General features: G+C 61.0%; 23 protein-coding genes and 2 pseudogenes. 9 read left to right on the top strand and 16 right to left on the bottom strand.

What is annotated here, in order from left to right; translation table 11 throughout:
* Window positions 1-91: 91 nt before the first annotated feature.
* Entirely contained in the window at window positions 92-439 is a 348-nt protein-coding gene (locus tag Q1A91_RS05000; protein WP_299873808.1) for a helix-turn-helix domain-containing protein, read from the top strand.
* Between the two features lie 17 nt (window positions 440-456).
* Here Q1A91_RS05000 and Q1A91_RS04995 read toward each other — a convergent pair whose 3' ends face one another.
* Window positions 457-1,338: a DMT family transporter gene (locus tag Q1A91_RS04995; RefSeq protein WP_299873806.1), complete on the bottom strand. Its 882-nt coding sequence runs from the start codon at window positions 1,336-1,338 to the stop codon at window positions 457-459.
* Between the two features lie 81 nt (window positions 1,339-1,419).
* Here Q1A91_RS04995 and Q1A91_RS04990 point away from each other — a divergent pair, with 81 nt between their 5' ends.
* The 3 genes from Q1A91_RS04990 to Q1A91_RS04980 all read left to right on the top strand — a co-directional run bounded on the left by Q1A91_RS04990 (window position 1,420) and on the right by Q1A91_RS04980 (window position 3,809).
* On the top strand, window positions 1,420-1,884 hold the full coding sequence (locus tag Q1A91_RS04990; RefSeq protein ID WP_299873803.1) for an OsmC family protein: 465 nt from the start codon (window positions 1,420-1,422) through the stop codon (window positions 1,882-1,884).
* Window positions 1,885-1,953: 69 nt separating this feature from the next.
* Window positions 1,954-2,871, top strand: a complete 918-nt coding sequence (locus Q1A91_RS04985; protein ID WP_299873800.1) for an MBL fold metallo-hydrolase — start codon at window positions 1,954-1,956, stop codon at window positions 2,869-2,871.
* Complete coding sequence (locus Q1A91_RS04980) at window positions 2,871-3,809, top strand: MBL fold metallo-hydrolase (protein WP_299873797.1); 939 nt, start codon at window positions 2,871-2,873, stop codon at window positions 3,807-3,809. Before Q1A91_RS04985 ends, Q1A91_RS04980 begins: the two co-directional genes overlap by 1 nt.
* Window positions 3,810-3,813: 4 nt before the next feature.
* On the opposite strand, the gene Q1A91_RS04975 is transcribed toward Q1A91_RS04980, so the two are convergent.
* From Q1A91_RS04975 to Q1A91_RS04910, 14 genes are all read right to left on the bottom strand, one after another.
* Window positions 3,814-4,875, bottom strand: coding sequence for a YeeE/YedE family protein (locus Q1A91_RS04975; RefSeq protein ID WP_299873794.1), 1,062 nt, complete (start codon window positions 4,873-4,875; stop codon window positions 3,814-3,816).
* 66 nt (window positions 4,876-4,941) lie between these two features.
* Window positions 4,942-6,165, bottom strand: coding sequence for a 5-aminolevulinate synthase (gene hemA / locus Q1A91_RS04970; protein WP_299873791.1), 1,224 nt, complete (start codon window positions 6,163-6,165; stop codon window positions 4,942-4,944).
* On the bottom strand, window positions 6,166-6,597 hold the full coding sequence (locus Q1A91_RS04965; protein WP_299873789.1) for a DUF302 domain-containing protein: 432 nt from the start codon (window positions 6,595-6,597) through the stop codon (window positions 6,166-6,168). It abuts the gene before it with no gap.
* 88 nt (window positions 6,598-6,685) lie between these two features.
* Window positions 6,686-7,954 (bottom strand): NAD(P)/FAD-dependent oxidoreductase, encoded by a 1,269-nt coding sequence (locus Q1A91_RS04960; RefSeq protein WP_299873786.1) that lies wholly within the window; start codon window positions 7,952-7,954, stop codon window positions 6,686-6,688.
* A gap of 30 nt (window positions 7,955-7,984) precedes the next feature.
* Window positions 7,985-8,692 (bottom strand): c-type cytochrome, encoded by a 708-nt coding sequence (locus Q1A91_RS04955; RefSeq protein WP_299873783.1) that lies wholly within the window; start codon window positions 8,690-8,692, stop codon window positions 7,985-7,987.
* Entirely contained in the window at window positions 8,692-9,702 is a 1,011-nt protein-coding gene (locus Q1A91_RS04950) for a c-type cytochrome (RefSeq protein ID WP_299873780.1), read from the bottom strand. The genes Q1A91_RS04955 and Q1A91_RS04950 overlap by 1 nt, the downstream gene beginning before the upstream one ends.
* The gene (gene soxC, locus Q1A91_RS04945; protein WP_299873777.1) at window positions 9,686-10,954 is read right to left on the bottom strand and encodes a sulfite dehydrogenase; all 1,269 of its coding nucleotides are present in this window, start codon (window positions 10,952-10,954) and stop codon (window positions 9,686-9,688) included. The genes Q1A91_RS04950 and soxC overlap by 17 nt, the downstream gene beginning before the upstream one ends.
* Before the next feature lie 25 nt (window positions 10,955-10,979).
* Window positions 10,980-12,677 carry a thiosulfohydrolase SoxB gene (gene soxB, locus Q1A91_RS04940; RefSeq protein WP_299873774.1) on the bottom strand — a complete coding sequence of 566 codons (1,698 nt, stop codon included), beginning with the start codon at window positions 12,675-12,677 and terminating at the stop codon, window positions 10,980-10,982.
* A 68-nt stretch (window positions 12,678-12,745) separates the two neighbouring features.
* Window positions 12,746-13,591, bottom strand: a complete 846-nt coding sequence (soxA, locus tag Q1A91_RS04935) for a sulfur oxidation c-type cytochrome SoxA (RefSeq protein WP_299873771.1) — start codon at window positions 13,589-13,591, stop codon at window positions 12,746-12,748.
* 25 nt (window positions 13,592-13,616) lie between these two features.
* On the bottom strand, window positions 13,617-13,946 hold the full coding sequence (soxZ, locus tag Q1A91_RS04930) for a thiosulfate oxidation carrier complex protein SoxZ (protein WP_299873767.1): 330 nt from the start codon (window positions 13,944-13,946) through the stop codon (window positions 13,617-13,619).
* A gap of 16 nt (window positions 13,947-13,962) precedes the next feature.
* Window positions 13,963-14,379 carry a thiosulfate oxidation carrier protein SoxY gene (soxY, locus tag Q1A91_RS04925; RefSeq protein WP_299873764.1) on the bottom strand — a complete coding sequence of 139 codons (417 nt, stop codon included), beginning with the start codon at window positions 14,377-14,379 and terminating at the stop codon, window positions 13,963-13,965.
* A gap of 31 nt (window positions 14,380-14,410) precedes the next feature.
* Window positions 14,411-14,884: a sulfur oxidation c-type cytochrome SoxX gene (gene soxX / locus Q1A91_RS04920; protein ID WP_299873762.1), complete on the bottom strand. Its 474-nt coding sequence runs from the start codon at window positions 14,882-14,884 to the stop codon at window positions 14,411-14,413.
* A 96-nt stretch (window positions 14,885-14,980) separates the two neighbouring features.
* Window positions 14,981-15,553: a thioredoxin family protein gene (locus Q1A91_RS04915; protein ID WP_299873759.1), complete on the bottom strand. Its 573-nt coding sequence runs from the start codon at window positions 15,551-15,553 to the stop codon at window positions 14,981-14,983.
* An 11-nt stretch (window positions 15,554-15,564) separates the two neighbouring features.
* Window positions 15,565-16,302, bottom strand: coding sequence for a cytochrome c biogenesis CcdA family protein (locus Q1A91_RS04910; protein ID WP_299873756.1), 738 nt, complete (start codon window positions 16,300-16,302; stop codon window positions 15,565-15,567).
* Window positions 16,303-16,386: 84 nt separating this feature from the next.
* Here Q1A91_RS04910 and Q1A91_RS04905 point away from each other — a divergent pair, with 84 nt between their 5' ends.
* The 5 genes and pseudogenes from Q1A91_RS04905 to Q1A91_RS04885 form a co-directional block, all read left to right on the top strand.
* Window positions 16,387-16,731, top strand: a complete 345-nt coding sequence (locus Q1A91_RS04905) for a hypothetical protein (RefSeq protein ID WP_367278646.1) — start codon at window positions 16,387-16,389, stop codon at window positions 16,729-16,731.
* Window positions 16,732-16,836: 105 nt separating this feature from the next.
* A complete protein-coding gene (locus Q1A91_RS04900; RefSeq protein WP_299873749.1) occupies window positions 16,837-17,172 on the top strand; it encodes a helix-turn-helix transcriptional regulator in 336 nt (111 codons plus the stop codon).
* A gap of 39 nt (window positions 17,173-17,211) precedes the next feature.
* Complete coding sequence (locus Q1A91_RS04895) at window positions 17,212-18,273, top strand: YeeE/YedE family protein (RefSeq protein ID WP_299873746.1); 1,062 nt, start codon at window positions 17,212-17,214, stop codon at window positions 18,271-18,273.
* Window positions 18,274-18,474: 201 nt separating this feature from the next.
* A pseudogene (locus tag Q1A91_RS04890) lies at window positions 18,475-18,764 on the top strand (transposase); the annotation flags it as partial.
* A 105-nt stretch (window positions 18,765-18,869) separates the two neighbouring features.
* Window positions 18,870-19,223, top strand: a pseudogene (locus Q1A91_RS04885) (integrase core domain-containing protein); the annotation flags it as partial.
* Window positions 19,224-19,577: 354 nt separating this feature from the next.
* Here Q1A91_RS04885 and Q1A91_RS04880 read toward each other — a convergent pair.
* A partial coding sequence (locus Q1A91_RS04880; protein WP_299873743.1) for an IS3 family transposase occupies window positions 19,578-20,228 on the bottom strand: 651 nt, incomplete at its 5' end.

The following is a 20,228-nucleotide window of genomic DNA, read 5'->3' as shown; positions in this document are numbered from 1 at the left end:
CTCGCAGAAGGTCCATGACAGAACGGGCCCCGGCAGCTAGGCTGGGACGGGCAGACACGACTGCACGTAACCGCTCCGCATCGAGGATGTCTTGACCACCAAAATCCCCAAACCCGGCGCGCCGGTCCGCGGATCAAAGACCGGCAAACCCGTGATGGCGCTTTTCGACCTGCTGGGGCGCAGCTGGGCGCAGGGGGTGATCTGGCAACTGGCGGACGGCCCCCTGACCTTTCGCAAGCTGCAAGACGCCTGTGACGCGGTCTCTCCCACGGTGCTGAACCGGCGGCTGAAGGAGTTGCGCGAAGCCGGCTTTGTGGAACATGGCTCCGACGGCTATGCGCTCAGCCCGCTGGGAAAGGATCTGCTGGCGCAAATGCGGCCCCTGGATGCGTTCTCCCACCGGTGGGCGAGCCACATCGGGTCGGGCGATCCGGGCTAGCCCGGCGGGCCGCCCTGTCAGCCGCCAGACAGGATCAGCGCGATGCCAAGGCAGCAAGCCAATGCGCCCCCGGCGCTGCGCGCGGTGGGACGGGCACCGTTGCGACGCCAGAGGATCGGCAGCACCAGCACCGGCGAAAGGGATCCCAACACTGACGCCACGGCGGCATCCATATTGGCCAGCGCATACAACAGCAAAGACGAACACAGCACATACCCCATCAAGCCGGGCACAGCGGCGGCTGCAATCATGCCGGGGGTCTTGGCCGCGCCCGTTGCCAACCGTGCCCCCAAAACAGGAGCCGCAAGCGCGATCAACACCGCCGCCCCCGACAGCCGGATCGCGGTGACCGCAATCGGGTCCGCACCGGCCGTCAGGGCGGGTTTCACGACCAGAAAGCCAAGGCTCTGACTGACGGTTGCGATCACACCGAGGGCGATGACCTGCCACAGCGGTGCGGCATGTCGGCGTTCTTCCGGATCCGGCGCAATGGCCAGCAGAATGCCGATGAGCACGAGGGCCGCCCCCAGAAGCTCAAGCGGGTCGGGCAGTTCGCCAAACCAGAAAAAGGCAATCACGCCGATCACAAGCGCCTTCATCGAAACCAAGAGCTCGGCCCGGCGGGGGCCACCAAGGCGCAGGCAGCCAACCATTGCCAGATTGCCGATGATCACGCCGACACAGGCACTGACGGCATATGCAGGCCAATCGCTCAGCTGCACCGACTGCCACAGGCCAAAGGCGGTGCAGATGCCGCAGGCGGCTGTTGCGCAGATGATCAGCTGGATCCGGGTGAAGTCAAACGCCCCGAGCGCCCGCGCAGGCCGTTCGGCCAATACAATCGCAGATGCCCACCCCACTGACGCCAACAGCGCCGCACCACTTGCCAATACGGACATCGTCAAGTCCTCTTGCTACTTAATCAGTAGCGTATATACATGCTACCCATTGCGTAGCAACCGGATTGACAGGAGAATGTAATGGGTGACGCAGTACACAGGGCAGTTGTGGAATGGTCTTTGGATGGCGGATACTTCAGCAAAGGCAGATACAGCCGATCGCATCTGTGGTCCTTTGACGGCGGCGCGCGCGTTCCCGCGTCGGCCTCCCCGCATATTGTACGAGAACCTTTCGCCGATCCCAAGAACGTGGACCCGGAGGAGGCCTATATCGCGGCGCTGTCCGCATGCCATATGCTGTGGTTTCTGGACATTGCGCGGCAGGCAGGACACGTCGTTTTGACATACCATGATTGCGCCGAAGGCGTGATGGCGGGCAACGCGACCGGCAACCAGTGGGTCAGCACCGTTACATTGCGCCCTCAGGTCCAATGGGCGGGAAACGGGCCAGCGCCGGACGCCCTGACCACGCTGCACGCAGAGGCGCATGCGCGGTGCTATCTGGCAAATTCTGTCCGAACCCGTATTCAGATCGAACCGCGATAGCCCTCTTGTCTTGCGGCGAGAGGCATGTCACATTCAAAAAGAGGAATTTGTTTGGGGGGAGAACAGAACATGCAGATCGACCGCAGGCAGACCCTGCTGGGGCTGGGCAGTCTTGCCGCCTACGGCATCCCGTCGATCTCCCTTGCGGAGACCACGATCACCCTCCAAAGCAGCGTCATCCACAGCATCAGCGATGGCCATCTGACCCTGCCGGGTGCGATGTTCTTTGAAGATCTGCCGGAAGATGAGCTTGCCCCCATCCTTGCCCGTCACGGCCTGACACAGGCGCAGCTTGAGCCGCCCTGCAATCTGACGCTGTTGCGGCAGGGCGACCGGAATGTGCTCTTTGACGCAGGCTCCGGCAGTGGGTTCATGCCAACGGCGGGCATGATGCTGGACAGTCTGGACGCGCTTGATCTGACGGCGGGCGACATCACCGATGTGATCTTTACCCATGCCCATCCCGACCACCTGTGGGGCATTCTGGATGATTTTGACGATCTGGTCTTTCCCAATGCCACCCTGATGATCGGACAAGGCGAATGGGACTACTGGACCGACCCAGACACCGTCAACACCATCGGAGAGGCGCGCGCCTCCTTTGCCGTGGGCGCCGCGCGGCGGCTGGAGGCGGTTGCGGACCAGATGCGTATGATCAGCGACGGGCAGGAAGTTCTGCCCGGCGTCATGGCCCATGCCACCTTCGGCCACACACCGGGCCACATGTCGTTTGAGATCCGCGATGGATCGGATGCGCTGATGGTGGGCGGCGATGCCATCGGCAACCACCACGTTGCCTTCGCCCGCCCCGAATGGGCCAGCGGAAGCGATCAGGACCCGCAACTGGGCGCGCAGACGCGGGTGCGGCTGCTGGACCAACTGGCGACGGATCAGATGACGCTTCTGGGCTTTCACCTGCCGGACGGGGGCTTGGGCCGGGTGGAACGCGCGGGCACGGCGTATCGTTTTGTGGCGGAGGGATCGTGATGCGCTGGCTTCTCCCCCTCATGATCGCCGCCCCTGCCTGGGCGAGCGAGGACATCGCGGACAAATACCCGGCTTCCCTGCTCTATGACAAACCGGTTGAGGTGATCCCCGGTGTGTTCTCTGCCATCGGGGCCACTGCGCCGCCAACCTATGAAAACGCAGGCCATAACAACAACCTCAGCTTCATTGTCACCGGGGACGGTGTTGTGGTGATCAACGGCGGTGCGGCCTACGGGTTGGCCAAGGCCCTGCATGAAGAGATCAAGGCGGTGACCGATCAGCCGGTGAAGATGGTCTTCAACGAGAACGGCCAGGGCCACGCGGTTCTGGGCAATAACTATTGGACGGACCTGGGCGTGCCGGTCATTGCCCATGTGGATGCGGCAGAGGAAGTGGCGGAATACGGCGGTTCTATTCTGGAAGGCATGAAACGCTACAACCGGGACAGGGCCGAAGGCACGGTGCTGCAAGGCCCGACAGAGACCTTTGAGGAGGAATACATCGTCGAGATGGGCGATTTCCGGATCGAGGCGCGCTATCTGGGCCCTGCGCATTCACCGGGCGACATCGTCGTCTGGCTGCCGGAACAAAGCCTCGTCATCGCAGGCGACATGGCCTTTCACGAGCGGATGCTGCCGATCTTCGAGCATACCTACACCGCCGACTGGCTGGAGACTTGGGACACCGCATTCGAAGCGCTGGAGGCCACCTATGTGATCCCCGGCCACGGGCACCCGACCAACATGGCGCAGGTGCGGCGCTACACCAAAGGGTATCTGGAGCATCTGCGCGCCCAGATCGGCGCGCATCTGGAGGCAGGCGGCGGGCTGGCCGATGCCTATTACGTCGATCAATCGGCCTACGCGCATCTTGATACGTTTGAGGAGTTGGCGACCAAAAACGCCGGACGGGTGTTTGAACAGATGGAGTTTGAGTAAGCGCTCAGGCCACGGTGGCAGAAGGCGCATGCGCCAGCAGGCGGTTCGTGGCCATTGCGCCGACCCACATGCAGAACACCGCGACCCATGCGGTGATGGCAAAGACCGATCCGCCTGACATACCTGCCCCCACGGCGCAGCCGCCTGCCAGCATGCTGCCAAATCCCATCAGCACCGCACCGATCAGGTAACGCTCCATCGGGGTGTCGGGGCCAAAGCGTTCGATCTTGGCCTCCCGCGCGATCAGGGCCATCACCCCTGCCCCGGCAAAAACCCCCGGCACCAGCCCGACGCCAAAGCTGAGCGGCAGATCGGTGGCATTGACCAGCCCCATCAGTGTGTCCGTGGAAGGGCCGGTGAAGGTGACCGAAGAGATCGGGACAACCTCGAATGAGGTCTGCGCGATGGCATAGGTCAGCAGCCAGCCCAGCGCCACGGCACCGCCAACGAAGACCGCCGCGATGATCCGGGTGGCCTGAACCTCAAACCGCAGCGCAAACGCAATTGCCACCATAACGGCCAGCCCCGCCACAGCGGCCGCAACGCCCGAAGACAGGCCAAGCTGCACCAGCATGTTGCGCGCCTCTCCGCCCGGCACCAGCCACAGCCCCGCCAGCGCTTCGCGCATCGGGGCCAGCACCCCGCGCAAAGAGGCCTGCGCGACCAGCGTCAGCACCAGCCCCGTCAGGATCGCCCGCAGGTTGCCCGTGGCCGACAGCACCAGCAGACGGCTGGCACAGCCGCGCGCAAGGATCATGCCGACGCCAAACAGCAATCCACCAATGATCGCACCTGACATGCTGCCGGTGGCCGCTAGTTGCCGCGCCTCCGAGACATCCAGCGCGCCAAGGGCAATCGCCCCCTGCACCAACAGCACAGCCGCGCTGAAGGCGATCAGCCAGACCGACAGCCTGCCGCCCACCTGTCCTTCGGACAGCTCCACCGTGGCGGCGCGCAGGCAGAACCGTGAATGCTGTGCGGCCACGCCAAAGACGATGCCGACGATGGCCCCCGCCATCATCAGCACCGCGCCGTCACCAAACCTGTCAATCAGGGTTTCCAACATCGTCAGACCTTTCGCTTGGGGGGTCTTTACCAACCCCTGCCCGGCGCGACCTTGATGTGGGTCAAATCACTGCGCTGCCAGCGGCATCCGGGCCAGTTCGCATTGGGTCCACAGCGCGCCCAGCGCGGTGACAAGCTGATCCATATCCGCCTCCGAATGCACCGGCGACGGGGTGATGCGCAGCCGCTCAGTGCCCTTGGGCACGGTGGGATAGTTGATGGGCTGGATGTAGATGCCGTAATCCTTGAGCAGCAGGTCGGAGATGTATTTGCACTTCACCGGATCGCCCACCATCACCGGGATGATGTGGCTGGGGTTGCGTTCATGGGGGATGCCCTGTGCATCCAGCCGCGCGCGCAAATCGGCCACCTTGGCCTGATGCGCCGCGCGCTCAACCTGCGAGGTTTTCAAGTGCCGGATCGACGCCGCAGCCCCCGCAGCCACAGCAGGCGGGATGGCCGTGGTAAAGATAAACCCACTGGCAAAGCTGCGCACGAAGTCGCACAGATCGGCTGACGCGGCGATATAGCCCCCCATCACGCCAAAGGCCTTGCCAAGCGTGCCTTCGATCACTGTCAGGCGGTCCATCAGCCCTTCGCGTTCTGCAATGCCGCCGCCGCGCGGGCCGTAAAGGCCCACGGCATGCACCTCATCGAGATAGGTCATGGCATTGTATCTGTCCGCCAGATCGCAAATCTCCTTGATCGGCGCGATGTCCCCGTCCATGGAATAGACGCTTTCAAAGGCGATCAGCTTGGGCCGGTCCAGCGGTTGCGCGGCCAGCTTGGCTTCGAGATCGGCCAGATCGTTGTGTCTCCAGATCACCCGGTCCGCCTTGGAATGGCGGATGCCTTCGATCATGGAGGCATGGTTGAGCGCATCTGACAGCACCAGACAATCCGGGATGCGCGCGGCCAATGTGCCCAGCGCGGCCCAATTCGACACATAGCCGGAGGTGAACAAGAGCGCATCTTCCTTGCCGTGCAGGTCCGCCAGTTCTGCCTCCAGCAGCACATGGTCATGCGTCGTGCCGGAGATGTTGCGCGTGCCCCCTGCGCCTGCGCCGCAGCGGTCAAGTGCCTCGTGCATCGCGGTCAGCACCTTGGGGTGCTGGCCCATGCCCAGATAATCGTTCGAACACCAGATGGTGACGGGTTTGGTGGTGCCGCCCCCGTGGTTGGCCGCATGGGGAAAGTCTCCGCAGCGCCGCTCAAGCTCGGCAAACACGCGATAGTTGCCTTCGGCCTTGAGCGCATCAAGACGGTCGGCAAAGAAAGTCTGGTAGTTCATTTACTCCATCGCCTCTTTCACGATGCTGTCCAAAAGCGCCTGCACGTCCTGCATCTCGCCTTGTGGATATTGACGGTAGCCCACCATGACCTCCCCTGCCTGATCGGCGACGAAGATGCCATAGGGACAATGGGCGATGTTCATGGGGTCTGCTTCCATCACCTTGCGCGACAGCTTGGCAGAACAGAACAAAAAGATGTCGGCTTCGGCAAAGAGCGGCTTGGTGCTGCCCACGTCTGCGCCTGTGCGGTTGAGCATTTCACCGGTGTGGCTGACGTAATCAATCACCAGCCCCCGGCCCACAATCGCACTTTCCACGGCAAAGGTCGCGTCCTCAAAACTGCCGTCAAACGGATAGGTCACCGCCTGATCCCCGGCGGTTGCAGCACTTGCCGTCATCGCCAACAGGGCCGCGCATATCGCTTTCCTCATCGTCTCATCCCCCATTTTCCTCTGATGGAATACTCCTACAGAGGGTGCCGCACCCGGACCTTGACATTTGTCAGGTCCGGGTGGCTTTTCAGCTGAACATGTCCGAGGTAATACCGGCGTACCAGCCTTCGGATTCCTCATAGGTCGCCTTGCGCAGGTCAGCGCTTTCCCCGGTGGCAGAGATAAATCCGTCCACCTTGGCGATCTTTTCGTCCGTGGCTTCATAGGTGGCGCCGACCTTGACGCCATCATTGGTGTCGATCAGCGACCAGCAGGTGTTGGAGAACTTGGCCGGGAACACCTTGGAGCCGGTCAGCGCGCCGCGCACCGCGTTGGCGCAGACCTTCGCCTGGCTGTTGGCAGAGAAGCCCGATTTCGGCATATCACCCTGCTGGGACGCATCGCCCAGCACATAGACATCCGCATCCGCCTTCGACGACATGTCAGCGGCATTCACAGGCGCCCAGTTGCCATCGGTCACGCCGGCCATCTCTGCGATCCGACCTGCTTTCATGGCCGGAATGACGTTACAAACATCGACCTTGGTTTCCTCGCCGTCGATGGTCACCGTCATCGCAGCAGGATCGACAGAGACATCACCGCCCCCGAAATCCTCACCGATCCAGTCGATCATGCCGTCATAGTGATCCGCCCAGCCTTCCTGAAACAGCGCCATCTTGGAGAACTTCGGCTTGGGATCCGCAACGATGATCTTGGCCGTGGGGTTGTTGGCTTTCAACTGATGCGCGATCATGGAGATCCGCTCATACGGCCCCGGAGGGCAGCGGTAGGGGTTGGGCGGGGCGACCATCGCAAAGGTGCCGCCTTCGGGCATGGCCATGACCTGCGCCTTCAGCAGTTCGGTCTGCGATCCGCCTTTATAGGCATGGGGCATCGCGTTCTGCGCGCTCAGGTCCCAGCCGTCCACGGCGCCATCGACAAAATCGATGCCGGGGCTGAGGATCAGCTTGTCATAAGGCAGCACGCCCCCCCCGGCGAGGCTGACCGTCTTGGCATCGCGGTCCACATCCACGGCCCAGTCATGCACCACGTTGATCCCGTATTTCGCCGCCAGCGTGCCGTAGTTGTGGCCCAGATCGTCAATCTCCTTGAAGCCCCCCAGATAGAGGTTGGAGAAGAAGCAGGTGAAATAGGTCCGCGAGGGTTCGATCAGCGTGACGGCAACCTCCCCCTTGCTGTCCTTGGCGATGTAACGCGCGGCGGTCGCCCCGCCCGCACCGCCGCCAATCACCACAACCCGTGGTTTGCCATGACCATCGGCCAACACGGCTGGCGCACTCAAGGCCGCTGCGGCCGCAGCACCCGTGCCCAAAAACATACGTCTGTTAAAAGTCATGTCATTTCCTCCCAGAAATTGCGCTTCGTCTTATTGATCGAGGCCTTTGAAATATGCAGCCAGAGCTGCGATCTCTTCGTCATTCAGGCGGCCCGCCATCATCTGCATCACAGGATGCGGGCGTAGTTTTCGCTTGTAGGCGTACATGGCGATCACGAAATCCTCCGTCGGCCACAGGGTGATGGAGGGGATGCCTTCGGCACTGCCATCGGACTGGTGGCAGGTCAGGCATTCGCTTGCCAGATACTCCCCAAACTCCGGGTCCCCCTCCAGCGCGAGGATCGCAGGGTCGATGTCGTGGTCGGTCGGCAAAGCCGTCGGCTCGGCTTCGGGAATGTCCGCCGGGTTGTCCGAGAAATCCCGCAGGTAGGCCAAAAGGTTGCTGCGGTCCTGCGCGCTTTTCAACCCGCGAAAGCTCATCCGTGTCTTGGAGACAAGCGCCCTTGGGTTTTCGAAATAGGCGTCGAGGGTTTCGGCGGTCCAGACCAACCCGTCCGCCCCTGCCCGCTCCATTGATTTGGAATAGGCATAGCCCGCATGCGCCGCCGCCTTGCGGCCAAAGATACCGTTCAGATGCGGACCGATCCGGTCTGTCGCGCCCTGACCCACCTCGTGACAGCCCTTGCACTTTGCAAAGACCTTTGCGCCCGCCTCAGCATCACCAAGATCTTCGGAAAAGGCCGTGCCGGCCATATGAACCATGGCCAGCACGGCAGGGAGGAGAGAACGCAACAACATCACTCGTTAAAGCTCTGAAGGTAGGCGGTAATTGCAATGAGGTCCTCTTCCTTGCGGAGGCCTGCAAAGCTCATCTTGGTGCCCTTCATGAAGGCCTTTGGCTTGGCCAGAAATGCCGTAAGTGCAGCCTCATCCCAGACCAGACCGTCCTCGGCCATTGCGGTGAGCGCCTTGGAGTACTTGAACCCGTCGACCTGCCCTGCCGGGCTGCCGACGATGCCTGTCAGGATCGGACCTGCACGGTTCTTTGCCCCTTCACCAAGCTGGTGGCAGGATTTGCACTTCTTGAAGACCTTCTCTCCGGCTTCGATCAAGGCAGGATCAATCGCCGTGACCTCCTCCGCCGCTGGTTCCTTAACCGCTGCTTCGGTCACCTCGGCAGCGCCTTCTTCTTCGGGCGTCACATCCAGCACCATGGCGCGCATGGTAACTTTCACCTCATCCTTGCAGTCCTGCATGCAGGGCTCCCCCACCCATTGAGTGAACTCCGTCTCCATCCGGTCATCGACGATGAAGCCATCCGCGTTGGGCATCTCAAAATCGCCAAACGTCTCATCGGACAGGACGAAATCCTCATCCACCAGATCGTTGGAATAGAGGATATAGGCCACAATCGCATAGACCTCATCCGGCTCCAGCGACTGCGCATCGCCAAACGGCATGGAGCGGTTCACATAGTCCCATGTCGTCGACAGGTAGGGCCAATAGCTGCCCACGGTCTTGAGCGGATCGTCATCCGCCAGCGTGTCCCAGCCACCTGCGAGCTTGGGCCAATTGTCCACGCCTTCGGCGAAATCGCCGTGGCAGACCGCACATTTGTCGGCAAAGACCTCTTCGCCGGTCAGCACATCGCCAGAGCCTGCGGGCAAGCCGGTGCCATCGGGGCTGACATCGAGATCCCAGGCGGCGATCTCTTCCGGCAATGCCGCGCGGCCCAATCCGAAATTCCCCGCCAATGCCGGGGTGGCAAGCAGCGCAAGCGCGGTTGTAACCTTAAGAAACTTCAACATTTTCCGCCTCCCCATTGGCGCGCACCCACCATGTCTGGATGCAGTTGTTGTGATAGATGGAATTCAGCCCGCGCACCTCGCGCAGCTGCGTCTTGGTGGGCTGGACATAACCGGTTTCGTCCATGGCGCGGGATTGCAGGAACATCTCCTCCCCGTCCCATTCGGTGTCCAGATAGAACCGTGTCAGCGCCATCTTCTCCCCCGGTTTGGCGAGCCGCGCGGTTTCCCAGCTTTTGCCGCCGTCCCTGGAGACATCCACGCGGGTGATCGCGCCCCGGCCGGACCACGCCAGCCCGGTGATGACCAGTGGCCCCTTGCCGTGGGTGATCGGCGCCTGCGGGCTGGGTGAGGTGACGACGGATTTCGCGTCCATCGCCCATGTCCACTTGCGGCTGGTGCCGTCTTCCAGCGTGTCGGTGTATTTCGAGGTCTCCTCGCGGCTTTCGACGGGTCCGTCCATGACCTCCACCCGGCGCAGCCATTTGACCCACATGTTGCCTTCCCAGCCCGGCACCACCAGCCGCACAGGGTAGCCGTGTTCCTTGCGCAGGGCTTCGCCGTTGGCCTTGAAGGCGACCAGCACGTCGTCCAGCGCCTTTTCCATCGGGATGGAGCGCCCGTTGGAGGAGGCATCGGCACCTTCGACATAGACCCATTTGTCCTTGAGGTCGCCCGCGGCATCCAGCCCCGCTTCTTGCAGGATCGTGCGCAGCGGCACGCCGGTGTATTCCATGTTGTGGATCATGCCATGGGTGAACTGCGCGCCGTTCAGCTGCGCGCCCGCCCATTCCATGCCCGTATTGGCCGCGCATTCGCAGAAATACACGTGGTTTTCGCGCGGGAAGCGCTCCAGATCAGCGTAGGAGAAGACCAGCGGGCGGTCGACCAAGCCGTTGATCATCAAGCGGTAATCCGGCTTGGACAGTTCAATCGCGCCCGAATGATGCCGCTCAAACGCGCAGCCCTGCGGGGTGATCGTGCCATCCAGCGCATGGATGGGCGTGAAGTTGATCGAACTGATCGTATCCGCCGTCAGCCATTCCACATTGCGCCGGATCACATCGTCCTCAAACTCAATCGGCAGCCCATATGGCGTGGCATCCACACCATCGCCAAGGCCGGAGGCCCAGGGCTGGACCTCGGTGATCAACGGATCGGGTGTCGCGGCGGCAGCGCTGCTGGCCGCCAGCCCGGCTCCGGTTGCAGCGGCCCCTTTCAGGAACGCGCGGCGGGAAGGAATGTTCTTGCTCATCTCAATGCCTTTCTGCTGTGGGATCTCAGGCCCCGACAACTGTCACACTGTCATTTGGTGACACGGAAACCGTGCCTTGCTTGCGGATATGGCTTTCCACCACATCCCAGATCTGCGGCCCTTCGGTGCCTTCGTTGACCGATGCCCAGCCCGCCACCTGATAGGTTCTGGCGGGGTCGATCTTCTCTTGGGTGCTGAGCAGCGTCATCTCCGTGATGCGGCTGCCCTGCGGCTGGGTGATGTCGATGCGGTAGCCAAGGCCACCGGTGCGCACCATGTCCCCGCCCTGCTGGTAATAGGGGTCGGGGTTGAACAGGTTGTCGGCCACGTCTTCCAGCACCACATGCAGGAATTCGCCGGTCATTTCCGTGCGGTAGGCCGCGCCATAGGTCATCGAGGTGACGTTCCAGATGTCCTCGCGGGTGATGTCCTGTCCCGGCAGCAGCGATGGCCCCCAACGCACGCCGGGCGACAGGGCGATGTCCGCTTCGCGTTCGGACAGCAGCGCGTCACAGATCAGGTCATCCCAGGTGCCGTTGAAGTTGCCCCGGCGGTAGAGCAGGCTATCGGTCTGGCCGATCACCTCCGAGAGCTGCGCCTCAAACGGCGCGCGCACGCCGTCGATCACGGCGGCGACCTCCTTGTCGGGCGCGATGACATCCGACAGGATCGGGATCAGCTTGTGCCGGAAGCCCATCATGCGCCCGTTCTGCACGTCCAGATCCACCCGGCTGACGAATTTGCCGTTGGAGCCGGACGCGACGATGATCGTATCCTCCACCATCACCGGTTCGGGCAATGCGTCATGGGTATGGCCCGACAGGATCACGTCGATGCCCTTGACGATGCCGGCCATCTTCTTGTCCACGTCAAAGCCATTGTGGCTGAGGCAGACAACCAGTTCCGCCCCTTGGGCGCGGACCTCATCCACCATCTCCTGCATGTTCTCATCGCGGATGCCGAAGGCATATTCGGGGAACATCCAGCCGGGGTTCGCGATGGGCATATAGGGGAACGCCTGCCCGATCACCGCGATCTTCACGCCGCCGCGTTCAAAGAACTGGTAGGGCGGGAACAGCTCTGCCGGTTCGTCCCATTCCGCGTCAAAGATGTTCTGACCAAGCGCGGCAAAGGGCAGACCTTCGACAATCTCGTTCACCCGGTCCGACCCCAGCGTGAACTCCCAATGGAAGGTCATCGCATCGGGCTTCAGCGCGTTCATCACATCGACCATGTCCTGACCTTGGGTCTGGTAGCAGGTGTAGCTGCCGTGCCAGGTGTCGCCACCGTCCAGCAGAAGCGCGTCCGGACGGTCAGACCTGATCTGGTTAATCACCGTCGCCACCCGGTCCAGCCCCCCAACCCGGCCGTAGCCCTTGGCCAGCGCTGCGAAATCCCCCGCCGACAGGGCGTAATGGGCATAAGACCCGTCATCAATCCCGTACATCTTGCGGAAATCCGCCCCCGTCACATGAGGCACAGCACCCTTGTTGCTGCCGACGCCGATGTTGATCGACGGCTCACGGAAATAGATCGGCTTCAGTTGCGCATGGATGTCGGTGATATGGATGAGCGAGACATTCCCGAAGGTCTCAAATTCAAGCAGTTGGTCCTGCGTGACCGCCTGCTGGGCGGCAAGTCTGCTCCACTGCCCAAACCCCGACGCGCCGAGGATCGCGCTGGCGGCCATCGAGGTCTGGAGAAAGTCGCGCCGGGAAATCATATGCGTATTCCTGAATGTATTTGAGAGAAGAAAGCCCCACATGCGCAAACATGCAGGGCCCTCAAGTGTCAGTTACGGATGGACGGCCCTTCAACGGACAGACCATTGCCGCGCGAAGCAACGTAAAGCTCAAGCGCCACAAACTCCGGGCTGCCGGGTTTGAACGTCTCTGCCCGTGTGTCGCGCACACAGCCTTTGAAACGCGCGTGGACGGAATTGAGCTTGGTGTTCTTCAGACGGTAGGTCGGGAATCCGTTGATCTGCCCCTGGCTGAGGTGATCGGCGCGGATCATGTTGCCGTAGTTGTCCTCGTGACAGGAGGCACACGCCAGTTCCAACTGCCCCGTGCGGGTATAGTAAAGCTCCTTGCCCTGCTCCCACATGGATTGCGCAGGCCCGGTGATGGCCACATCCACCGGCATACCGCGCGAGACGGAGGAAATCAGCGCAACCATGTTGGTCATGTCGCCGCCGGTGTATTTCCACTTCTCCGCACCCATCCGGTTTTCGCGGCAATCGTTGACCTGCATCTCCAGCGTGCGCACTTCGCCTGCGGCTTCGTTCCACTTGGGATAGACCGCGCGGACACCTTTCATGGAATCGGTGCCCTCATGGCAGCTTGAACATGACTTGCCTTCGGACCCGTCGGCGGTGTTCCAGACCTCTTCAGCCTGTTCGACAAAGATCATGCCGGGGTTGTCGAAATCATCGGCCTGCATGGCGCGGGTCTCGGTGCCGCGGAAATGCCAGCCGGAGATCACTTCATCCAGCACATCCGACACATGTGCGGGTGCCGCGGTGCGGGTGACCATCGTGATCTCTTCGTTCAGGATCAGCGTGTCCTCCACCGGATCGGCCATCAACGGCGTGCAGAACACTGCACTGGCCAGCAAAGCGCTTGTCAGCTTTTTCATGTTTGTCCCTCCCAAGACGTCTCGATTACCCGATCGCGATTTTCTTGGCGGTGTCGTAGACCGACCCGTCATCGTCATACCAGGTGAACTTGAATTCCCCCGCTTCGGGCACTTTTGCCTCGAACTCGAAGTAAGGGTTTGTCGAAATCGCCGGCTCCAGCGTTACATCAATGACGTTCTCGCCATTAAAATCGCAGGTGAAGCGGTTGATGATCGACCGTGGGATCACGTTGCCATCATCGTCCTTGCGCTGCCCGGATTCCATCTTGTGGCTGATCAGCGTCTTGATGGTGATCGTGTCACCGGCTGCTGCCGTCTTGGGCACTTTAACGCGGGGTTTTACACCTTTTGCCATGTCTCAAATCTCCTGATTAGCCGCCGCAGCCGCCGATTGTTACCTTGACGGTCGAGGACGCTTGCACGAACGACCCGTCATCCAGCTTGGCGATTGCAATCACGTCCTGCGTGCCCGCAAGGCGGATGCGTGTAGACGCCGCGCGTGACCCTGAGAGGGGGCCGAACTTGAAGGTTGCCACCGCCGGTGTCGGATTGCCAAGCGCCAGCACCATGATCTCCGCTGCGGTCTCGGACGCGACTTCGATGGGCACGGTGTTGCCGTTCTCCGCGATCTCGGGCGCGGTCAGGGTGATGTCCCCTGCGCCGACATCGGCACCGCCCGTGAAGGCGGCAATCGCATCTTCGCCCGCCGCAGACACCCGGATGGGCAATCCGGCCACGAACAGCGCGCCAGCCCCTGCAATCATTGCATTACGTCTTGTCAGTTCCATCTGAACCTCCAGATTGATCCCCCGAGGGGCGTTAGTCCTTGAGCGTGACGAGGTAGGCCACGACATCTTCGATTTGTTGCGCGTTCAGCAGCGGGCCAAACGTGTCGTCTGCCGCTTTGCCGGTGTAGGCATTGCCGGGCCGGATGAAACCTTCGGTCTTGTAGAAAGACGGCATCAGGCTGTCCTCGAACATCATCTTGGCGTTGGCGACGATGCCGCGCAGTTCTGCCTCGGTCCAGCGGTCCCCGGCCCCGTCCAGCATCGGTCCGATTTCTCCGTGGAACGGCACATCGGCCAGATCGGTGACTTCGTGGCAGGCGACGCAGTTGCCCAGCGACTTGTTCCCGACGATCTCCCGGCCCATGGCCGGATCGCCCGGCACGCCGGTCAGGGATGCCTCGACGGATCCGTCACTGAAGGAAACCTGCGTCGGCGTGATCTCCCCTGCCGAGACCGCAAGCGGTGCGGCAACCAAAGCCAGTATTGCGAGATATGAGCGTTTCATGCGTCCTCCCAAAACACATTCATTATTTCGCATACCATAGGGCACAGAATCGGAATTGAGCAAGATCAAATTCGGATATTTGAATTTGATCTGACCTCAATCGAATGAACCGTCTGCACGCTCTTGAATGCGCCTTGCGTGGTAGCGCTGGAAATCTTCTTCTGTTTCAAGCGCATAGCGCTCTTCGCTCACCCAGGTGAACATGTCCAACGTGGTCCCCGGCCCAAAGGCACCGGGCATCAGGGCCACCGCAGCGCTTTGCGCTGTGGCGCCCTCCTCCACGGTCTGGGGCAGGAACAGGATCGACGGGGTGAACAGCAGCCCCCACTTCCGCGCCGCCTGTTTCTCGGTCAGGACCTCACCGTCGAAATCCGTGACTTCGGTGTCACCGTGCAGATTGATCTGCACCACAAAGAAATTGTCGCGAATGTAGCTGGCCACGTCTTCGCGCGGAAAGACCTCCTCGTGCATCTTGGTGCAATAGATGCAGCCGCGCTGCTCCACCATCAGGGCCAGTCGTTTCCCTTCGGCATTTGCCTCCTCCAGATCCTCGCGCAGGTCCTTGAAGGTATCGCGCATCCAGTCGGTTTTATGCAGCCCGTCGTCTCCCAACTCCGCCGCAAATGCAGGCATCGCCAGCAGACAGATCACCATCAACAGTCGTTTCATTGTGCGCCTCCTTAGATTTCTTGAAAAACAGGAAAGGTTTCCAGCATCCACTGCGCGATGTAGTTGACGCTGTCCGTGGCGATGAGCACCGCGAAGAGGATCATCAGCAGGCCCATCGCCTTTTCGACCTTGGGCAAATGGCGGCGAAACCGGCTGACGAACTTCAAAAAGGGGCCGATGAACAGCGATGCCACCACAAACGGCGCGGTCATCGCCACGCCAAAGACCAGCAGCAGGATCAGGCCCCGTGCCGCCGTGGCCTCCGTGCTGGCGGTGAAGACCACCGCCGTCAGCACCCCGCCCACGCACGGCGTCCAGCCCGCGGCAAAGGCAAAGCCCACCACATAGGCCCCCAGCACCGACATGTTCTGCGTCTCTCCGGCGTCCATCTGAAAGACCCGGTTCAGGAACCCGATCCGCAACACCCCCAGAAAATGCAGCCCCATGACCAGCACGATCAGTGCCGCGACAATGCGGAACTCCGTCTGGGCACTGCGGAAGGTCTGGCTCAAACCGTAGGCCGCCGCCCCCAGCAGGACAAACACCGTGATGATCCCCAGCGAAAACATCACCGACGCCAGAAATGCCCGCCTGCGCACACCCGGCGCCAGGGCCCCTTCCGCACTGATCTCAGACATCGAAGCACCCGCCATATAGCTGAGGTAGAAGGGCACAATCGGCAACACACAGGGCGAGAAAAAGACGATCAGACCGCCCGCAAACGCGCCAAAAAACGTGACATCAAACATCGATACCGGCTCCAGCGCTTGTCAAATTACATATTCAAGATATTATATGTTTACTGAACCCGTCAAATCGGAAATGCGATGAGAATGCTCCTGCCGTCCCTGCTGGCCGCAATCCTGGCCCTGCCTGCCTATGCGGCAGAGCTGGTGATGGTCGAACAGGACGGCTGCCACTGGTGCGCGCGGTGGAACGCCGAAATCGGCCATATCTACCCCAAGACGGATGAGGGCAAAGAGGCGCCACTGCGCCGGGTGGACCTGCGGGACCTGCCGGATGACATCACCTTTGCCTCCCGGCCGGTGTTCACCCCGACCTTCGTGCTGGTGGAAGATGGGCAGGAACTGTCTCGGATCGAAGGCTATGCGGGTGACGAATTCTTCTGGTTTTTGCTCAACAAGCTCCTAAATGAACGCGCAGCAGGGGCAGAGTGACCCGCCAGGCGCGGTGGATGCGGTTGATCTGCGGCAGGCTGACAAATTGCTTTGAGATGCAATAGCGCGTAAGAGGGCCCGAAAATGTTGGACGAAACCCGCGAAATGTCACTTCCTACCATTCGACCTGACATGACCGATCTTGAGATTGATCGGATGATGGAGAACGCCTGCGATGCCTCCAACTTCCTCAAGGCGATCAGCCATGAGGGACGGTTGATGATCCTGTGCCATCTGGCCACCGGCGAAAAATCCGTGACCGAGCTTGAAGAACTGCTGTCCGCCCGACAGGCCGCCGTGTCCCAGCAATTGTCGCGTCTGCGGGTGGAGGGGCTGGTCTCCCCCCGCCGCGAAGGCAAGGCGATTTACTATAGTTTGACAGACGAACGCGCGATCAAGATACTCGACCTCGTCTACGACCTGTTCTGCAAGAACAACTGACGCGCTTGCCACGCCCGTAGACAATCGGGAGGGGACCGCATGGGATTCGAGATTTCTGACGCAATGATGCTTGCGCTGATTGGCGCGGCAGGAGGCATTGTGCTGGGCCTTGCCGCGCGGCTGGGGCGGTTTTGCACGCTGGGTGCGATTGAGGATTTTCTCTATCAGGGCAACGACACGCGCCTGCGGATGTGGGCGCTGGCCATCGGCGTGGCGGGACTGGCCACCTATGCTCTGGTGGCATTCGGATGGCTTGATCCGGGGCAGAGCATTTATCATCAGGCCACCTGGTCCCCGGCGGTTGCGGTGCTGGGCGGGTTGTTGTTCGGCTATGGCATGGCGCTGGCAGGCAATTGCGGCTTTGGCGCGCTGGCGCGCTTTGGCGGCGGCGATCTGAGGTCATTCGTGGTGGTGGTGGTGATGGGCCTCAGCGCTTATTGCGTGCTCTCCGGTCCGCTGGCGGCCCTGCGCCTGTCCGCGCTGGCACTGGCGGAGGTCCCGATTGAACCGCGCAGCTACCCCGAGGTGTTGAGCGGGCTGACGGGCATCTCCGTCTCGCTCTGGGGTCTTTTGATCTGCGCGTTGATCACCGGAGCGGCGCTTTTGTCCAGATCCTTCCTCTCCCACCCCAAATCCATCCTCTGGGGCGTGCTGATCGGGCTGGCGATTGCCAGCGGCTGGGCCGGCACCCAATGGGTCGCGGACACCGGCTTCAGCGCCTTTCCGGTCAACAGCCACACTTTCACTGCTCCGCTGGGAGAGACCATGCTGTTTCTGATGACCTCAAGCGGCGGCGGGATCAGCTTTGGCGTGGGGTCCGTCTCGGGTGTTCTGGTCGGTGCCTTTGCTGGCAGCCTGATCAAGGGCCATTTCCGCTGGGAAGCCTGCGAAGACCCGCGTGAATTGAAACGGCAGGTTCTGGGCGCGATGCTGATGGGCGCCGGTGCAATGCTCGCCATGGGGTGCACCATCGGACAGGGCATTTCAGCCTTTTCGCTCCTGACCCTGAACGCCCCGCTTGTCCTCGGCGCGATCTTCCTCGGCGCAGCGATCGGCCTGCGGCAGTTGATCGAAGGTGTGCCATTCGGCCGGATCAGCTAGGCACTGCCCTGTCGGGGGTGACGTCCTCGAATGGCAGATAAGTGCGCAATGGGTGCCGTCCAGTTGTGACGTACCGCGATGACAGAACTGCGGATTTGCTGATCCTGCTCAAGAAAGGGCTTCAGGGTCAAAGGCCACAATCCGAGACTGAATCGCACCGGGTTTGCCGGAGGCTCCAACTCATGAGTAGGATGGAGCATCATGAGCAAGACAACGAACAAATCTTCACCAGAAGTGCGCGAACGTGCCGTACGGATGGTTTTGGATGGCGCGTGGCAGCATGAAAGCCGTTGGGCGGCGATTGTATCGATTTCATCGAAGATTGGCTGCGCGCCGCAAACGCTAAATGAATAGGTCAAGAAGGTCGAAGTGGATCGGGGTGAGCGCGGCGGCATCAGCACCGAACAAGCCGAGAAGATGAAGGCCTGGAACGCGAAGTGCGCGAGTTGAGACAGGCCAACGAGATCCTGCGCAAAGCGTCCGCATATTTTGCCCCCGCTCTCATCGCCGCAAGCGGCGACTGCCGCGCAGCGTAACGGAGCTCGACCGCCCATCGAAGGCCCCTCCCGGCAGATTTGCTTTGGAACAGGCGGTAGGTACATCAACGCCAACCTGGGTCAGGCCTGACACATCACTCCAATCGCGGGTCGCAATACCTGTCCATTCGCTACACAGAACGACTGGCGGAAGCTGGGATCGAACCGTCTGTCGGCAGCGTGAGGGACAGTTACGACAACGCTCTGGCCGAGACGATCAATGGCTTGTTCAAGACCGAGGTCATTCACCGACGTGGCCTATGGCGCAGCTTCGATGCTGTGGAATATGCAACCCTCGAATGGCTCGATTGGTTCAATAACCGTCGTCTGCTTGAGCCTATCGGAAGTATCCCACCAGCCGAAGCAGAGGCGAACTTCTACGCTGCTCTGGAAACATCAGACATGGCAGCGTAACTAGAAAAAATCAGCCTCCGGCAAACCCGGCGCGGTTCACCTCGTTCTCGAGGTGATAGTAGAACTGTCTATTTGAGTTCGACAGCAGCTTGCACTTCTTGATGTTCGACAGGTTGGTAGTGCCTAGCTTGATCGTGCAACCTCTCAATTCATGCTATTGGGTTTGCGGTGTCTGGCCAAAAAACCATTGCCCCAACTTGAGCATTCAGCCCTTCGACGTCCTCTTCGGTTAATTTCGGCGTTTTCTTCCGCCACACTCAAATTCACCAGACGGGTCTTCCAACAGCGCATGCTTCACAGTGTGAATGAGCAGCAAACGCTGATCAGCCCCACTTGAGTGGTCCAATTTGATTGTTAGTGCATGATCGGCCTTTGGTCCATCTGGACAATGGTTTCTGGGGCCGGTGGGCGGTATCCCAGAGCACTATGTGGTCGTTTCGTGTTGTAGTGTTTTCTCCATTCCTCAATCAGGATTTGTGCCTCGGGCAGGCTGTAGAAGATTTCGCCGTTCAGGAACTCGTCCCGGAACCTTGCGTTGAAGCTTTCGCAGTATCCGTTTTCCCAAGGTGACCCTGGTTCGATGTAGGCGGTCTTCGCGCCAACGGCCTTGATCCAATCTTGGACGGCCTGAGCAACAAACTCCGGGCCATTGTCTGAGCGAATGAATGAAGGGATGCCGCGCAGGATGAACAGATCACTCAAGACGTCGATGACATTGCCTGAGTTGAGCTTACGATCCACACGAATGGCCAAGCATTCTCGGCTGTATTCATCGATGATGTTCAGCGTGCGGAACGCCCTGCCGTCATCGGTCCGGCAATGCACGAAGTCGTAAGACCAGACATGGTTGCGATACTCAGGCCGTAACCGAACACACGAGCTATCATTCAGCCAGAGCCGCCCTTTCTTCGGTTGTTTCATTGGCACTTTCAGCCCCTCTCGTCGCCACAGTCTTTCGACCCGCTTGTCGTTGACATACCAGCCAGCATCTCTCAGCAAGGCTGC

Source organism: uncultured Sulfitobacter sp., assembly GCF_947500075.1.
Taxonomy (GTDB): domain Bacteria; phylum Pseudomonadota; class Alphaproteobacteria; order Rhodobacterales; family Rhodobacteraceae; genus Sulfitobacter.
The sequence above is the reverse complement of the archived record's forward strand: the minus strand, read 5'-3'. Positions and strand labels throughout refer to the sequence as shown.

Coding starts and splice junctions, on each gene's coding strand:
- Q1A91_RS04910 (WP_299873756.1), bottom strand. CDS start 16,302: ATGTTTGATGTCACGTTTTTTGGCGCGTTTGCGGGCGGTCTGATCGTC.
- Q1A91_RS04895 (WP_299873746.1), top strand. CDS start 17,212: ATGGGATTCGAGATTTCTGACGCAATGATGCTTGCGCTGATTGGCGCG.
- soxA (WP_299873771.1), bottom strand. CDS start 13,591: ATGAAAAAGCTGACAAGCGCTTTGCTGGCCAGTGCAGTGTTCTGCACG.
- Q1A91_RS04990 (WP_299873803.1), top strand. CDS start 1,420: ATGGGTGACGCAGTACACAGGGCAGTTGTGGAATGGTCTTTGGATGGC.
- Q1A91_RS04960 (WP_299873786.1), bottom strand. CDS start 7,954: ATGACTTTTAACAGACGTATGTTTTTGGGCACGGGTGCTGCGGCCGCA.
- Q1A91_RS04975 (WP_299873794.1), bottom strand. CDS start 4,875: ATGTTGGAAACCCTGATTGACAGGTTTGGTGACGGCGCGGTGCTGATG.
- soxB (WP_299873774.1), bottom strand. CDS start 12,677: ATGATTTCCCGGCGCGACTTTCTCCAGACCTCGATGGCCGCCAGCGCG.
- Q1A91_RS04955 (WP_299873783.1), bottom strand. CDS start 8,692: ATGTTGTTGCGTTCTCTCCTCCCTGCCGTGCTGGCCATGGTTCATATG.
- soxC (WP_299873777.1), bottom strand. CDS start 10,954: ATGAGCAAGAACATTCCTTCCCGCCGCGCGTTCCTGAAAGGGGCCGCT.
- Q1A91_RS04905 (WP_367278646.1), top strand. CDS start 16,387: ATGCTCCTGCCGTCCCTGCTGGCCGCAATCCTGGCCCTGCCTGCCTAT.
- Q1A91_RS04985 (WP_299873800.1), top strand. CDS start 1,954: ATGCAGATCGACCGCAGGCAGACCCTGCTGGGGCTGGGCAGTCTTGCC.
- Q1A91_RS04950 (WP_299873780.1), bottom strand. CDS start 9,702: ATGTTGAAGTTTCTTAAGGTTACAACCGCGCTTGCGCTGCTTGCCACC.
- Q1A91_RS04995 (WP_299873806.1), bottom strand. CDS start 1,338: ATGTCCGTATTGGCAAGTGGTGCGGCGCTGTTGGCGTCAGTGGGGTGG.
- Q1A91_RS04980 (WP_299873797.1), top strand. CDS start 2,871: ATGCGCTGGCTTCTCCCCCTCATGATCGCCGCCCCTGCCTGGGCGAGC.
- soxX (WP_299873762.1), bottom strand. CDS start 14,884: ATGAAACGCTCATATCTCGCAATACTGGCTTTGGTTGCCGCACCGCTT.
- hemA (WP_299873791.1), bottom strand. CDS start 6,165: ATGAACTACCAGACTTTCTTTGCCGACCGTCTTGATGCGCTCAAGGCC.
- Q1A91_RS04915 (WP_299873759.1), bottom strand. CDS start 15,553: ATGAAACGACTGTTGATGGTGATCTGTCTGCTGGCGATGCCTGCATTT.
- Q1A91_RS04965 (WP_299873789.1), bottom strand. CDS start 6,597: ATGAGGAAAGCGATATGCGCGGCCCTGTTGGCGATGACGGCAAGTGCT.
- soxZ (WP_299873767.1), bottom strand. CDS start 13,946: ATGGCAAAAGGTGTAAAACCCCGCGTTAAAGTGCCCAAGACGGCAGCA.
- Q1A91_RS04900 (WP_299873749.1), top strand. CDS start 16,837: ATGTCACTTCCTACCATTCGACCTGACATGACCGATCTTGAGATTGAT.
- soxY (WP_299873764.1), bottom strand. CDS start 14,379: ATGGAACTGACAAGACGTAATGCAATGATTGCAGGGGCTGGCGCGCTG.